Annotated in this window: 14 protein-coding genes; 2 read left to right on the plus strand and 12 right to left on the minus strand. The window is 68.6% G+C overall.

Features of this window, described 5'->3' with window-relative positions:
* Positions 1-33 precede the first annotated feature (33 nt).
* Positions 34-288, plus strand: coding sequence for a hypothetical protein (locus tag ACWF99_RS31625; protein WP_378637424.1), 255 nt, complete (start codon positions 34-36; stop codon positions 286-288).
* Here the strand turns inward: ACWF99_RS31625 and ACWF99_RS31630 are convergent, their stop codons facing one another.
* From ACWF99_RS31630 to ACWF99_RS31645, 4 genes are all read right to left on the minus strand, one after another.
* Complete coding sequence (locus ACWF99_RS31630) at positions 289-1,497, minus strand: LCP family protein (RefSeq protein WP_378637422.1); 1,209 nt, start codon at positions 1,495-1,497, stop codon at positions 289-291.
* A gap of 220 nt (positions 1,498-1,717) precedes the next feature.
* Complete coding sequence (gene holA / locus ACWF99_RS31635) at positions 1,718-2,662, minus strand: DNA polymerase III subunit delta (protein ID WP_452538191.1); 945 nt, start codon at positions 2,660-2,662, stop codon at positions 1,718-1,720.
* Positions 2,544-5,612, minus strand: a complete 3,069-nt coding sequence (locus tag ACWF99_RS31640) for a ComEC/Rec2 family competence protein (RefSeq protein ID WP_452538173.1) — start codon at positions 5,610-5,612, stop codon at positions 2,544-2,546. Before ACWF99_RS31640 ends, holA begins: the two co-directional genes overlap by 119 nt.
* 516 nt (positions 5,613-6,128) lie before the next feature.
* Positions 6,129-7,139, minus strand: a complete 1,011-nt coding sequence (locus tag ACWF99_RS31645) for a helix-hairpin-helix domain-containing protein (protein ID WP_452538174.1) — start codon at positions 7,137-7,139, stop codon at positions 6,129-6,131.
* 180 nt (positions 7,140-7,319) lie between these two features.
* Here ACWF99_RS31645 and ACWF99_RS31650 point away from each other — a divergent pair, with 180 nt between their 5' ends.
* The gene (locus tag ACWF99_RS31650; protein WP_452538175.1) at positions 7,320-8,282 is read left to right on the plus strand and encodes a DUF2332 domain-containing protein; all 963 of its coding nucleotides are present in this window, start codon (positions 7,320-7,322) and stop codon (positions 8,280-8,282) included.
* A 5-nt stretch (positions 8,283-8,287) separates the two neighbouring features.
* On the opposite strand, the gene lexA is transcribed toward ACWF99_RS31650, so the two are convergent.
* From lexA to ACWF99_RS31690, 8 genes are all read right to left on the minus strand, one after another.
* Entirely contained in the window at positions 8,288-8,938 is a 651-nt protein-coding gene (gene lexA / locus ACWF99_RS31655; protein WP_452538176.1) for a transcriptional repressor LexA, read from the minus strand.
* Between the two features lie 33 nt (positions 8,939-8,971).
* Positions 8,972-9,466, minus strand: a complete 495-nt coding sequence (locus ACWF99_RS31660; protein WP_452538177.1) for a GNAT family N-acetyltransferase — start codon at positions 9,464-9,466, stop codon at positions 8,972-8,974.
* A gap of 72 nt (positions 9,467-9,538) precedes the next feature.
* Positions 9,539-10,381 carry a DegV family protein gene (locus ACWF99_RS31665; protein WP_378637410.1) on the minus strand — a complete coding sequence of 281 codons (843 nt, stop codon included), beginning with the start codon at positions 10,379-10,381 and terminating at the stop codon, positions 9,539-9,541.
* A 3-nt stretch (positions 10,382-10,384) separates the two neighbouring features.
* A complete protein-coding gene (octT, locus tag ACWF99_RS31670) occupies positions 10,385-12,085 on the minus strand; it encodes a diglucosylglycerate octanoyltransferase (protein WP_452538178.1) in 1,701 nt (566 codons plus the stop codon).
* Positions 12,075-12,734, minus strand: coding sequence for a histidine phosphatase family protein (locus ACWF99_RS31675; RefSeq protein WP_101463961.1), 660 nt, complete (start codon positions 12,732-12,734; stop codon positions 12,075-12,077). Before ACWF99_RS31675 ends, octT begins: the two co-directional genes overlap by 11 nt.
* The gene (gene rsfS, locus ACWF99_RS31680; protein ID WP_056821472.1) at positions 12,731-13,147 is read right to left on the minus strand and encodes a ribosome silencing factor; all 417 of its coding nucleotides are present in this window, start codon (positions 13,145-13,147) and stop codon (positions 12,731-12,733) included. Before rsfS ends, ACWF99_RS31675 begins: the two co-directional genes overlap by 4 nt.
* A gap of 46 nt (positions 13,148-13,193) precedes the next feature.
* Positions 13,194-13,835, minus strand: a complete 642-nt coding sequence (gene nadD, locus ACWF99_RS31685) for a nicotinate-nucleotide adenylyltransferase (protein ID WP_101463962.1) — start codon at positions 13,833-13,835, stop codon at positions 13,194-13,196.
* A 44-nt stretch (positions 13,836-13,879) separates the two neighbouring features.
* Positions 13,880-14,881: a hypothetical protein gene (locus ACWF99_RS31690; RefSeq protein ID WP_452538179.1), complete on the minus strand. Its 1,002-nt coding sequence runs from the start codon at positions 14,879-14,881 to the stop codon at positions 13,880-13,882.
* Between the last annotated feature and the right edge of the window lie 140 nt (positions 14,882-15,021).

Consider the following 15,021-nt stretch of genomic DNA (forward strand, 5'->3'; position numbering starts at 1 on the left):
TGTCGTTCCCTTCCACCGGCTACCATTCGCGCCATGTTGACGGTGTACGCGAATCAGACGGTGGTACGAGGCGATGACCTGGCCGAGGTGATCCGCGCGGCGGAGATCCTGGGTATCGGTCTCAAGGTCGAAAACGTGATGGTGCCCGACGAGGACGGTGGCTACGGCGCCGCGTGGATCGTCACCCGTGAGGACGAGGTTCCCCTCTACGACGAGTGGGAGGGACGCTACGACGACCTCGACGACGACGAGGATGTCGACGTCTCGCTGGTCGTCGCCGGCGAGTAGTCAGTTCACGCAGGGCACCTGACCCGAGGTGATGTCGCTGCGGACCGGCCTGCCCGCGTCGGGAGTCTGTGGCTCCGACGCGGTCGTGCTGGTCTGCCAAGCGCCCGCTGTCGACTCCGACGACCAGGCGGCAGGCGGTTCCGTGCGTTGTCCGGTGCGTCTGGCCGTAGTGGAGGCCGGGACCGGCATACCGAAGGCCGCAGCCATCTCGCGGCGGATCGCCGACCGGTCGACGATGTTGACGTCCTGGCCGTTGATCACGTCGTAGCGCAGCACCGGCAAGGTGCGGAACTCGACCTCGGGATCCTCGGCGGCGCCCAGGGTACGGACGAATTCGGTCATGTTCCAGCCGTCCGACAGCACGATATTGCGATGCGCCACATCCATCAGTGCCGAGAGCTTGCCCGGGTCGGTGAGGGTGCCCGCGCTGCGAAGCTGGCGGGCCACCGAGGTCAGGAACGCCTGCTGACGGTGGGTTCGATCCAGGTCGCCGTTCTCCAGCCCGTGGCGCTGCCGAACAAAGGCCAGCGCCTGCGCGGGATTCAGCTGCTGGCGCCCGGCGGGAAAATCGGCGCCGGAGAACTCGGAGTCCTGGACCGGCTTGTTCAGACACACTTCCACGCTGCCCAGCGCAGCGGCCAGATCGTAGAAGCCCGCCAGGGTCACCTCGGCGAACCTGTCGATCGGCACGCCTGTCAGATCCCGGACCGCGGCCACGGTAGAGGCCCGCCCCGCCTCCCTGCCCGCCTGTTCCAGCTTCCGCTGATCGGTGACGCCCCGCGCGATCAGCTGGTCCTGCACGGCCGCCTTCTTCAACCCGTACGCCTCCTTGATCTTGGCGTGGGTGTAGCCCGGGATCCCGGTGACCGGCACATAGTCGTCGCGCGGTATCGACACCGCGACGATCTTGTCCATCGAGGCCGGAATATGCACCAAGATCAGGGTATTGGCGTTGTATCCGCCTTCGTCACCGTCGCCGGCGTGCAGTTGCTCGAGGACCTCGGCCGGAAGCTCGTTGCCGTTCTGATCGCGCCGGGTATCCAACCCGATCAGCAGGATGTTGAGATCGCCCCCGAGTGAGTGCGGGGCGTCGTCCCCGATCGCCCGCGACCGCAGGAACCCCGCATCGAAACTCCCCGCCGTCGACCACCCATATGCCGTGACCACCACCACCGCGGCCGACAACACCGCCGCGACCACCTGCACCACCCGCCGAGCTACCCGCCCCGCCGATCCCCGACCGCGTCGACCGCGCCCGCCTCGTCCATCCCGGCTACCACTCGGCTCAACCATCTCATGATCAACTGTGCCAGCCGTGAGAGCGACCGGACATCGCGATTGGATCCCGATTGGATGGCGGTGCGGCGCGCCTGCTCAGTGGGAGCGAATACCGACGGCCGGAGAAAATGCGCAGAGGTGACCCGCTGGGTCAGCCGGTGGCGCGGAGGTCGAGGATGCGGGCGAGGGCGTGTTCTACGGCGTAGGTGGCGTCGGCGGCGCCGCCTTTGACGTCGGCGTTGAGGGTAGCTACCACCTGTAGGGCGGTGCCGATGGTGGTGGGGTTCCAGCCGCGGGCTTGGGCTTGGGCCTTCTTGATCTTCCAGGGGGGCATGCCGAGCTTCTGGGCGAGGGCGAACGGGTCGCCGCGGCCTGCCGAGCCGACTTTGGCGATGGTATGGACCGAGTCGGCGAGCGCGTCGGCGAGCAGGACGTGGGGAACGCCGCGGTCGGTGGCCCAGCGCAGGGCTTCCATCGCGCCGGGGCGGTCGCCGGCGACAGCGAGGTCGGCGACGTCGAAGCCGGTGACCTCGGCTCGGCCGGAGTAGTAGCGACGGACCGCGTTCGCGTCGACCTTGCCACCGGTGTCGGACACCAATTGTGAACAGGCGGCGGCCAATTCACGCAGCTCCGAGCCGACGGATTCGAGCAGGGCCTGCACGACCTCGGTCGACACCTTGACCCCGAGGGCCCGGAACTCGCCCCGCACGAACTCCACGCGCTCAGCGCCCTTGTTGAGTTTGGTGCACTCGTGGACGGTCGCGCCCTTCTTCTGCAGTGCGGGTGCCAGCGCCTTGGCCCGTCCGCCGCCCGAGTGCAGAACCATGAGCACCACACCGTCGGGCGGATCGGCCGCGGCCTCGGTGATCACCGCGACCGCATCCTTGCCCGCTTCCGCGGCCGACTCGAGCACGATCACCCGGTCTTCGGCGAACAGCGAGGGGCTGAGCAACTCGGCCAGTTCAGCGGTGCTGGCGTCACCGGCGCGCAATCGGTCGACGGGTACCGAATCCGGATCGGGCGCACTGGACCGCACCTGCGCGGTCACCATCGCAACCGCACGTTCGACCAGCAGTTCCTCGTCGCCGAGGACCAGATGCACCGAGGCAGGGCGTTCGCTCACCAGGCGATCCTACGTACGCCCACCGACACCCCGGGGCGCCGACCTCGTGCATGTCGCCGAGCACCGTCGCTCTGCTGCGCCTGGCCCCAGATCGAGTTCCTCGATGCCATCGAGGCGTGGGTGTGTGCCGCGCCTGCCATGCACGTCGTCGAGACGTGACGGTCCGCAGATCGGCGGCCGTTCCCACGACCACGACGTCGCCGTCGAGGTCGGTCCGCGCGACGGTGGTGCCGAGCGCGGCCAGGGTCGTGGTCACCGTGGGGTGCGGATGACCGAAGGTGTTGTCCGACCCGGCACTGACCAACGCCAGGCGTGGGCCGACGGCACGCAGGAATTCCGGTGTGGTGGTGCGTGATCCGTGATGAGGCACCTTGAGAATGTCGGCCCGGACATCACCACCGCGCATGATCCGGGCCTGCGCCTCGGCCTCGATGTCACCGGTGAACAGGATCGTTCCGGCTGGAGTGCGTGCTCGCATCACCAGTGACCGATCGTTGGCCTCGTCGGCCGCCAGTGACGTCGGTATGTCCCGGCTCGGTGCCAGCACGCGTAATTCGACTGAGCCAAAGGTCATTTCGTGCCCCGCGTGCAGTTCCATCAACGGGATACCAGCCGCACCAGCCAGTTCCGTCACCCGCTCGACTCCCTCGGTGTCGTCACTGTGGCTATGCGATTCTCGTTGGAAAACAGTCTGTTCCCTGGACCGGCCATCACTTTTCGCCAGCCTCTCCCCCGGCGTCCCACGCGGGCACACGACATGATCATCTCCCGTCAGCCGCACCTCAGCGCGCACCGTCGACGATCGCTCCAGCGGATGTGAGGTTGCCGTCGGCTGCGGACTCCCTGGCACGGTCGGTGTCGCCGAGCGCGACGGTGTTCCGCCCGAGTCGTCCGGATGCAACGGCGGGACAGCCGAATCCACAGAGGGCACCTGCACGGCGACTACACCCGGTGCACGTGGTGACGATTCCACTGGTTGCGATGGGTATCCCGCGACTTCTGTCGGATGCGAAGGAGTTCCGTTCGACGGGGTGAGGCTGGGCGGGGTCGCCACTGTGGGCGGCGTCGGACCCGCGGTGCGGTCCGCGGCGGCACAGGTTTCGGCGATCGCTGAGCGGAGTTCACCCGGAGCGGTGGCTATGGCGTCGACGGTGCGGTCTCGGAGAGCGCCGGCGAGTCCGTTGATGTGATCGGCATGGGGGTGAGTGAGGACCAGTAGCGGGATGTGGGTGATCTTCAGGCGGTCCAGGCAGGCCCGGATCGGGCGTGGGTCCTGGCCGACGTCCACGACGACCGCGGCACCGGGAGCAACAGACAGAGCCAGGCCGTCGCCCTGCCCAACGTCACACATCGCGAGCACCCAGCCCGACGGTGGCCATCCTGGCTGCAAGAAGCGCACCGGGAGCAGCACGATCGACACCCCCAGCACCACCACCGCGAGGAGTCTGCGGGTGTGCGACCAGCGCAGTGCCGCCACGACCACGACGACGATCACTGCCGCGACCGATCCTGCGACCACGCCGCCAGGCACCGTGATCGTGGCGCCCGGCACCGCAGCCGCGCGATCGGCGACGCCGAGCAACCACCACATCGGTGGCCGCGCGCACCACAGCACCCATACCGCGGCATCACCCCGGACGCAGGCCACGACCGCACCCACCGCGCCGATCACCGTGATCAGCCCGACCACCGGTGCGACGAGCGCGTTCGCCACGATCGCCACCAGGCTCACCCGCCCCGACAGGGCAACCATCAGCGGCACGGTGACCACGAACGCGGCCGCCGACACCGCGACGATCTCCGCGGGTGCGCGCCACCAACCGTGCGCCCGCAACCAGTCCGCCCAGCTGGGCGCGAGCAAGATCAGCCCCGCGGTCGCGAGCACCGACAGTGCGAATCCCGCGCTCACCGCCAATTGCGGTGCCACGGCCAGCAATCCGATCACCGCCGCACACAGTGCCGGCAGCGCCTGCTTGCGTCTGCCGGTGAGCAGGGCGAGCACTGTCACCGAGCCCATCGCCGCCGCGCGCAGCACGCTCGGGTCGGGGCGGGCGATCACGACGAACAGCGCGACAGCCCCCGCCGCCGCAGCGGCACTGGTCCGCGGGCCGGCCGTGAGCAGGCGGGTGAGCGCCAACAGGGCCGTCAACAGGATTGTGAAATTGGCTCCGCTGACCACACAGAGGTGCTGCAACCCGGCAATTTCGAATGCGTCACGCACTTGTTCCGGCAGCGCGACGGTGTCGCCGACAACGAGCGCGGGCAGCAACCCGGCCGCAGCAGGTGGCAGTGCCTTGGCGGACGCGTCCACCAGATCCGTTCGCACGCTCGCCGCGACCCGCTGCCACCACGGCGGCTCACCGATCCGCTTCGGCGCATCGGCGGCGTGCAGCGTGGCAACGGTCAGATCGGCCCGGTTCGGCTCGCTGACCTCGGCCCGGAATCGCACCCATTGCCCAGGCGACAGCTCGGCCCACTCACTACCCTGCGCGAGCACCACAATCGAACCGCCGGCCTGCGTCCATGCCGGGCCATGACCGAACTCCCGCAGACCTGCACGAACAATCCACCGCCGCTCACCGCCGAACCCACTGGCGCGCAGGGGTTTCGCGTCATCGGTGACCACCGCGAGCACGTTCACCGACCGGCCGAACGACTCTCGCAGCGGATGTGCCTGAACATGGTGCTCCTGCCACGCCCCGGCCGCCGCGAACCCCGCACCGAGCAGCATCGTCGCCAACCCGGTCACCGCGACAACCCGCCACCGCTCCCGCCGATGCGCCATCGCCCACAGCAGCAAAACCCACAACCCGATCGCGACCACGACCGACGCAACAGCCAGCACCAACCCCGCGACCCACCCCGCGGTCACCGCGACAATCGTCGCCACCCAGCACCCGAACGCCGCAGGAACCAACCGCATATCGAGTACCTGCAGCTCTGGTTCCCCCTCGCCCGTCACTCCTTGTCGCCCCACGCCAACCCGGCGTCCCGGTCCCCGCACCACCCACTCCCAGAGCTCTGCTGCTCGCGTCCTTCGACGCCGACCCGACCGCTCCTGCCAAGCGCTGTCGCGTTCAGCCGTTCCCGGCCACCCACGTCGGTTCGAATCTCCCGGCATCTTCCCTACGTGCTGAACGGCTGTCGTTCGCCGACGCTGCTCCTCCCGAACCGCTCCCTCGCCCGGCGCGTGGCTCATCCGCCTGCCGTGTCGTCAGGTCGGGGCGTACCGCTGCCCAGGTCAACCACATCGTCCGCAGAACAAAGGTTTTCGCCCGATCCGAGTGGACATGTCAGACGACGGAGATCGCCTGATCCCGGCGCGCGGTCATTCACCGTTTCGGTGGGCTGATCTGTGGCGGGACTGGTTCCGAGCCGTGCGCACGGCCACACCGGGCAGGTCACGCGATCACCGCCACGCAGGGCGTCTTCGCGTGGGTCATGCCGTCACCAGGTCGCGGAGTCGAGCCAGCCGGGCGGGGCCGATGCCGTCTACCTCGCCGAGTTGAGCGACATCGGTGAAGCGTCCGTTGATGGTGCGCCACGCGAGAATTGCCTTGGCGGTGACCGGTCCTACACCGGGCAGTGCGTCCAGCTCGGCTTCGGTTGCGGTGTTCAGATCGATGCGCGAATTGCCGGACGAGACAGCGCCACTGAGGCCGGCGGTGCTCGAGCCTCCTTGCTTCGAGCTCGCGGTGTTCGAGCCGCCGAGGCCGGGCGGGGTCACAGGCGCGCGACCAGCGCCGATCATGATGCTGCCGAGGCGTGGTTGACCGGATTGAGGATCCGTGGCTCCGACTATGACCTGGTCCCCGTCCGCCAGCCGTTGTGCCAGGTTCAGACCTGCCAGGTCGGCACCGTCACGAATCCCTCCTGCCTTCTCCAAGGCGTCGGCGATCCGAGAACCGTCCGGCAATCGGTGCAGCCCGGCTCGTTCGACCAAACCGACCACGCTGACGACGACATCGGCACTCGAGGCCGGGGCCGAACCGGACACGGCAGCGACGGCGGTGGTCGGGCCGGGCTGTACGGCAACGCTTTCCGCCCGCAGGACAGGCACCGGCGGAACCGCCCGCGCCACCGGTTGATCTCGCAGCACCATCACACCGGTGAGCACCACAGCGATGACCCCGACCAGCCCGAGTACCAGCGCGCCGCGACGACCCGGATCCAGCCGTGCGTCCCGGAAGCGCGCTGGCACCAGGCGGTTTCGCCGACCCGATCCACCATCGTCGAGCCACCCGGGTGGCCCCACTGGACCTGCCGGTCCGGCCTGCGGCGCGAGTTCGTCATCGTCCCACTGTCCTTCGCCGTCGTCAGAGAGCGCAGCACTGTCCCCTGCCTCCATCCCGGACGCGCGCAGCGGCTGACTACTCGGTCGTGCTCGCTCGTGGACCGCGAGCCCGCCCAGCCGCTGCCGTACTCGCTCATGCTCTTCGTGTCGTGACATGGCAGCGACGCTAGGCCGACACCGACCTGGCAAACCCCCGCCGACCTGGGCTTCGAAGAACCCTGTGGATAACTCCGAACCTGTGGACAACTCACCGGTCAGCGGGGCTTCGCACCCGGGATCTCGTCTGCCCGAATGGATACCGTGCGCTCATGGCCGATTCGAAGTACTCAGGAAACCATGGAACTCGCACAACGATTCCGCGACTTCGCGCTCCTCGAAGCGCTCGGAAACTCCCCGCTCTATCACCGACGAGCGCTGGATATCAGCGTGGACGCGGAGGTGCTGGCGCTGATCGCCCAATTGCCCACGGACAAACAGCAACCCAACCTGATCCTGGCCGCCGCGCGAGTGCACGGCGCGACCGCGGATCCCTATCACGAGTTCCGCGACCAGCTGCGCGAGAACTGGCCGGCGATCTCCGCGACCGCACTGCGCAGACGTACACAGACGAACGAGGCGGGCCGGGCGGCAACCCTGCTGCCGGTGCTGGCCCGCCTGCCCGGCCCCCTGTCGCTCATCGAGGTCGGAGCATCGGCCGGACTGTGCCTGTACCCGGACCGTTTCAGTTATCGCTACAACACCGCCGCGCTGGATCCGGCCGACGGTCCGTCATCGGTTGTATTGACCTGCAAGACAACCGGAGCGGTACCGATCCCGGACCGGCTCCCCCGGGTCGTCCACCGCGCAGGAGTAGATCTGAACCCGCTCGATGCCGGCAACAGCGACGACCGGCGGTGGCTGTCCGCGTTGGTCTGGCCGGGTCAGGACGAGCGGCTGTCGCGCTTGCGTTCGGCCTGCGCGATCGCGGCAGCGGAACCACCGACGATCGTCACCGGCGACCTGAACGAGCAGGTCACCGAGCTCGTGCTCGCGGCACCACGCGCCAGCACCGTGGTGGTTTTCCACAGTGCTGTGCTGAGCTACCTCTCGCCTCAGGCGCGGACGGACTTCCGGGCGACGGTGCGGGACCTGCCCTGCCACTGGGTTTCGCAAGAGGGCACCGGGGTTCTCAGCACGCTGGCCGACCGGTTGCCCCCACGCGAGAGCACGGCGGCCCGGTTGGTGCTCGCCCTCGACGACGAGCCATTGGCTTTCGCCGGGCCGCACGGCCAGTCGCTGGACTGGTTCGGCCCGGCGTAGCGACCTCACAGTCGGCGCATCACCGACACGACGCGGCCCAGGATGACGGCTTCGTCACCGTCGATCACGGAGTAGGCGGGGTTGCGCGGTTCGAGCTGGACGTGCCCGTTGCGGCGGCGGTACACCTTGACCGTGGCTTCCTCCCCGATCATCGCCGCGACGATATCGCCGGAGGTGGCCTCGCGCTGACTGCGGACCACCACGAGGTCGCCGTCGCAGATCGCGGCATCGACCATGGAGTCGCCACGCACCCGCAAGCCGAAAACCTCACCACGGCCGACCAGTTCACGCGGGAGGGTCATGACGTCGTCGGGGTTGTGCTCGGCCAGGATCGGAGTGCCGGCCGCGATGTCGCCGACGACGGGCACCGACACCGAGGCGTCGGAGTCGGCGGCGGACGCGCCACGCAGGAACAGGCGCACGTCGATGGGGCGGGTCATGGTGGCGGCACGGCGCAGGAACCCGTCCTCCTCCAACGCCTTCAGGTGTTGGGAGACCGTGGATGTGGAGCGCAGGCCCACCGCGTCGGCGATCTCCCGCGTGCTCGGCGCGTAGCCGTGGGCGAGCACCGAATCCCTGATCACGGCCAGGATGTGTTGTCTGCGGGGAGGCAGGCTCGCGGCGTCGAGGTGGTCGAAGTCGTCGTATCCGGTCATCGGGGAATCGTAGATCCCCCCGCGATCACCACTTCAGTCCAGGTTCCTCGCGAAACAGTTCGACTGCGGCAGGACGTGATATGGCGCGAACAGCGGAATCCGGTGATAGCCACTGCGCTCGTAGAAGCGCACCGCTTCCGGCTGCAGGTGCCCGGTCTGCAGGATCATCCGGGGCCGGCCGGCCGCGCGCACGGATGCTTCGGCGGCGTGCAACAGCGCGGTCGCGGTTCCGGTGCCACGGTAGGCGGGACGCACGAACATCCGCTTGAGTTCGAGGTCACCGGCGTTCCAGCGCACCGCGGCGTGCCCGACAGGCTCCGCGCCCACGTACGCGACGAACGTCTGGTGCACGGTCGCGTGGTCAACCGCGATCGGCGAAGGACCGCGCAGGGCGAGCTCGAGGTGGGCGTAGCGGGGACGGACCTCGGCCGACATCTCCGCACGCAGCGACTCGGCATCCGGGTCGTCCCACTCGACCACGAGCACTCGTGGCGAAACGTCGGTCTGTGGGGAAGTGTTGCCAACCATGACAACCACGGTAGGCACCGGATCATCGTCACCGGACTGTTTGCCCTCAGCGAGATTCTGAACCGGCAGAGATCAGACGCATCCGCCGGGCAACACCGCGACGCCGAGTGCGCCGACACCGAGGTGCACGCCGAGTGCGGGGCCGAACTCGGCGACGTAGAGCTCTTGCACCTCCGGCAGCTGCTCACGCAGTTGCGCCGCGATATTTTCGGCGGCATCGGGGGCACCGAGATGCTGGATGCCGAGGGCCGCACCATCGGATGCGGCCGCCTCCACCGCGGCAGCCACCAGCTTGGCGTAGGCGCGCGATCTGGTTCGCACCTTCTCGCGCATTTCGAGCTTGCCCTCTACCAGTTGCAGCAGTGGTTTCGTCACCAGTTCACTGCCGAAGAACGCTGCGGCGCTGCTCAGCCTGCCACCCTTGCGGAGTTGCTCGGTGCGGTTGACCAGGATGAACGTACGCGAACGGGTCGCGGCCGACACCGCGCGCTCGTAGACATCGTTCAATGCCTCGCCTGCCCTCGCCTTACGCGCGGCGGCCAGCACGGGCAGACCGGTCGCCAGGCCGGCCCCGAGCGAATCGACAACGCGCACACGATCTTCGGCGCCCATGTCGCGCACCGCCTGGCGGCCCGACTCCCACGTCGCCGACAATCGGCGCGACAGATGGACGGCCACGACACCGTCTCCGTCGCTCTGGCTCAGCGCTCGTTCGTAGGCTTCGCGCAGTTCTCCGGGCGAGGCGGCCGACGTGGTGACCGAGTCGGCGGTGTAGTCGATCTCGATCGGGTCGACGCCTTCCCGGACCTCGTGCTCACCGACGAGCACGTGCAACGGCACCACTTCGATACCGAGCTCGGCGACGAGATCGGCGGACAACCCCGCCGCCGAATCGGTGACCACCACAACGGCCACGGCCTACCGGACCTCCTGCAGCGCCTTCGTCATCGCCGTCGCCACCGCCGCGTGCCCGGCCCAGCCCCAGTGGATGCCATCCGGGTTCGCCGATCCCGACTCGATGTCGTCGCGCACGGCCTCGCCGAGGTCGACGAGCGGCACCGACGTGCGGCCCGACCATGCCTGCAAGGCCTTGACCGCCCGCGCCCTGCCCCGATGGACCCGCCCGTAGGCATCGCACTTGTGGACCGATGGCAGCACCGCCACGACAGGCAGCTCCGGACGCAGATGGTTCAGCGCGGTCCGCGACTGCTCCAGGTAGTCCACACTCACCTTCGGCGGAAGGGCAACCGGGCGACCGAGTTTCGACAGCTTCGGCTGCAACCAGTTGTAGGACGCCCGCACGCCACGGCGCAGACGCGGCGGACGGATGTAGCGAATCATCTCCCGCAGCGCGGTGGGCAGCGGGGACGGCAGCGTGTCCATGCCGCCGACGGCGAACACGACCGCCCCGGCGCGCGGCACCGCGGCCCACACGCGAGGGTCTCCGATCAGCGCCCAGTAGGCATCGCGACAGGTCCAGCCGATCCGGGCGATCAGCTCGACATCCCAATCCAGTTCCGCGGCAACCATATTCGGCCAGATCCGTGGGTCATCGGCGGGCAGCCCGCCCTTCGGCCCGTAGTAGGCGAGCGAGTCCGCGATCACGAGCAGCACTGGACGCGGTGCGGCCGACTCGACCGGTCTGGGCGACACGGCTTCCTCGACGAGCAGCGAACCGACCGTCTCCGCAACGACCGATTCACCGTGCGAGACAGCAGGATTCGCGGACGCCTCGACTGCGGTATCCGCGACGGGGGTTGCCGAAGATGTCAGCAGGCTGTCCGCGGTATCGAGGTCCACGTCCGGAAGTGCGGCGGGAGGATCGACCTGCGCGTCAGCAGAACCGGTTTCGACGGCGGCCGTCACCTCAGCCGAAGAAACTTCGGGCGAGGTAGTGGCGTCGACCTGAACCGGATCAGTCGCCTCCGGTCGGAGTGGTTGCGGCGCAGCCGTATCCGTAGATCCGGCGGCATCCACGATCGACTCGGCGATGGCCGGGTCATCGACGGACTGCTCCGCGGACTTGTCGCTGCCGACAGCCGATACCGCATCCGCAGCAGCCGTGGCGATATCCGCAGTGGACTCGGCGGTATCGGTCTGTGCAGCACCGGAATCCGCATCGCCGAGTTCGTCTGTCGAACCGTCATCTGCGACAACGTCCACCGATGCCGTGGCACCGGAAGTCTCACTGTCTGCTTCCTGCACAGCGGAACTGGATGCGACGTCGACAGCGCCGCCGGCGACCTCGGCATCGTCACCGATCGAGGTCACCGCACTAACACTGCCGTCTGGGGAAACATCGGCGGCCGGGGACCCGGAATCCGCTGCCCCCGAGCCGGACTCGACGGCGTCCGCCGCCGAGTCGACCGGCTCGGGTTCTGCGACGACCGGCGGGGGCACCGGGCCGAACAGGGCATCGGGCAGCGATCGCGCGCTGCGCGCGGTGACCTGCTTGAAGAGCTCGTCCGGTACCGAACGGATCGGCTCCTCGCGCTCTGCGCGCGCGGGCCGAGCGGGTGGCGGACCGAATAGCGCGTCCGGCAATTGCCGTCCGGCTTTGGCCGTCACCTGCTGGAACATCTCATCAGGTACTGATCGGTCGGGCTCTTCATTGGACATCGGGAGCTACCTTCGCCGCTGCGTTCCACACATCGAGGCGCCAGCCGGGTCGATCGATGTCCGGGCCGTGGCTGGAAAGCTGCACCCAGCTGGTATTGGCCAGCCCACCCAGGGCAGGCCAGTTCTCCGGTGGCAGTTCCAGCAACGCGGCCGTCAGAGCAGCGATCAGCCCGCCGTGCGCAACCAGGATGATAGTCCGACCGGGCCAATCCTGCCGCTCGTTGTACAGTTCGCGCACCACAGGCAGGGACCGGGCACCCACCTCGAGCTTGCTCTCGCCGCCGGGCGGTGTGTAGGTGGCATCGAGACGCCACTGCACGCGCGCGCCGGGGTAGTCGGCGTCGACTTCGAGGTGAGTCAGGCCTTCCCAGTCGCCCAGGTTGGTTTCGCGCAGCCGCGGATCGGTGATGACAGGCAGATCGCTGATGTCACCGAGTGCCTGCGCGGTTTCCTTGGCGCGACGCAGATCGGAGGCGTGGATCGCGATGGCGTTGCGTGAACCCAGTTCACGCGCGGCCTCTTTGGCCTGCTGGCGACCGAGTTCGGTGAGATCGGTGTCGATCTGACCCTGCATCCGGTCGGCCGCGTTCCATTCGGTCTGCCCGTGCCGCAACAGGATCAGGTTGCGCACATGGGCGTACTTGCTCACTCGTTGATTCCCTCTACCTGCGCGTCGTCGTCCGCGGCCGGAGTCGGGAGTGCGGCGATGCCTTCGACGGGAACCGCCGGGCAGTCACGCCACAGGCGCTCGAGTGCGTAGAAGTTGCGCTCGTCGTTGTGCTGGACGTGCACGACGATATCGACGTAGTCGAGCAGCGCCCAGCGACCCTCACGGGTGCCTTCGCGACGGACCGGCTTGTGGCCGGCTTCGCGCAGCTTGTCCTCGATGTTGTCGACGATCGCGTTGACCTGGCGCTCGTTGGGCGCCGACGCGATGACGAAGCAGTCGGTGATCACCAGCTGCTCGGAGACGTCGAGGACGACGACATCGGTGGCCAGCTTGTCGTCGGCGGCGAGTGCGGCGACCGTGGCCATCTCGATCGCTTCGGTAGAGGCACTCATACGGTCTCCTCCTGCGGGGTCAGACCCTCGCTCATGTGGCTCAACGTCAGCTACCTTCCGTTCCTGCGGGCACGTAGAGGTGCCGCTTCGATATGTACTGCACCACGCCGTCGGGGACGAGGTACCAGACCGGCCGACCCTCCGCGGCGCGGCGGCGGCATTCGCTCGACGAGATGGCCAGCGCGGGAATCTCGACCATCGTCACGGCGTCGGCGGGAAGGTCCCGCAAATGCTCCTCGAGATGATCGGTGTTCAGTTCGTAACCCGGTCGGCTCACCCCGACGAACTTCGCCAGTTCGAACAGTTCGGTCCAATCCTGCCATGTCAGGATGTTGGCCAGCGCGTCCGCACCGGTGATGAAGTACAGCTCCGCGTCGGGATGCGCGTTTTGCATCTCGCGCAGGGTGTCCACCGTGTAGGTGACCTTGTTGCGTTCGATGTCGGCCCGGCTGACGGAAAACCTCGGGTTGGACGCGGTGGCGATGACCGTCATCAGATAGCGATCCTCGGCGGGGCTGACCTGCTTGTTGACCTTCTGCCACGGCTGGCCGGTCGGCACGAAGATCACTTCGTCGAGCTCGAACCGGTTCGCGACCTCGCTCGCCGCGACCAGGTGGCCGTGGTGGATCGGGTCGAAGGTGCCGCCCATGACGCCGAGCTTGCGGCGCGGCCGAGCTGTTTCGTGCATGAGGTCTGAGCTTAATCCGGCCCGTGGGATCGGGGCGGACCGGACTACTCCGCGCCATCGCGGCGCTCGCGAGGTCCCGACGCCTGCGCGCACATCTGCGCGAACTGGGCACGGGTGCGTTTCAGCTCTTCGACGAGGTGCGCCGCGGGCTCGGCGGCTACCCGGCGGTCCAGCTCGGTCAACAACACATCGATCGTTACCCACCAAGGCCCACGCACACGCCCCTGCGGTCCGCGCAGTTGCAACCAGGCGGCGGCACGCAGGCAGCGGGCCCGCGGCACGATTTTGTCCTGTTCGCCCCACAGCCCCGCGGCGCGCAGGTAGCCGCCGAGCGCCTCGGTCTCCTGCCCACAGCACTCCCGGGCGACCGCGGCCGACCAGACCAGATCGGCATGGCGGCGGCGCAACGAGGGCGTACCGGCGATCAGCCGTGCCGCCTCGGTGAACTGCCAGGCGGCCTGGCGGTAGCGACCGACGTGGTTCAGCGATTCGGCGAACTGGGCGCGTACCAGCGCGAGCTCGGCAGGTGGGTAGCCGACGGGGCCGGTGAGCAGTGGTCGGTCGAAGGCGACCACCGCTTCGCCGTGCCGCCCCGCACGATGCCAGGCTCGACCCGCGACCAGCCACAGGTGGACCGAGTCCGCACACGAGATCGGCTGCCAGCAGGCAGCGGCCGAGGCGGCGGCGCGGGCCACGTCGCGGTCACGGCCCGGCTGGGCGGCGACCGCGGTCACCAGCTGCGTGCGCATCGCGGCGAGTTCGCGCCCGGCCAGCTCACCCGCGCCGACAACCAGGGCCCGGCGCAGTTGTTCCTCCGCTGCCGAGGGAGCGTCCGCCAGCCGAGCGGCGGCGATACCGGCCAGCCGCCGCGCCGCCCGCGCCCCTGAACCCGGCGCGAGAGGACGGGCATCCGCGCCGAACGAACCTGCCGCGAGCGCCGTGGCCTGTCGCGCTCTGGCCGAACCCACCTCGAGGCCACCGGCAGGCGGAAGGTGAGGTTCTTCTTCTCCGAGCGAATCGTTCTCGTTCGCGAACGCATCGTTCACCGGGCGGAGCTCGCCGACCGCGCGAGCGCACAGCCCGGCAGAACCATCACTGCATCCGATATCCGTCGATCGGATCGCTCGTCGTCGCGCGACGCCCCTGCCAGCATGGGCGTGATCTTGGTAGCCGTGCCATGTGAGCC

The organism is Nocardia sp. NPDC055002 (assembly GCF_053608825.1).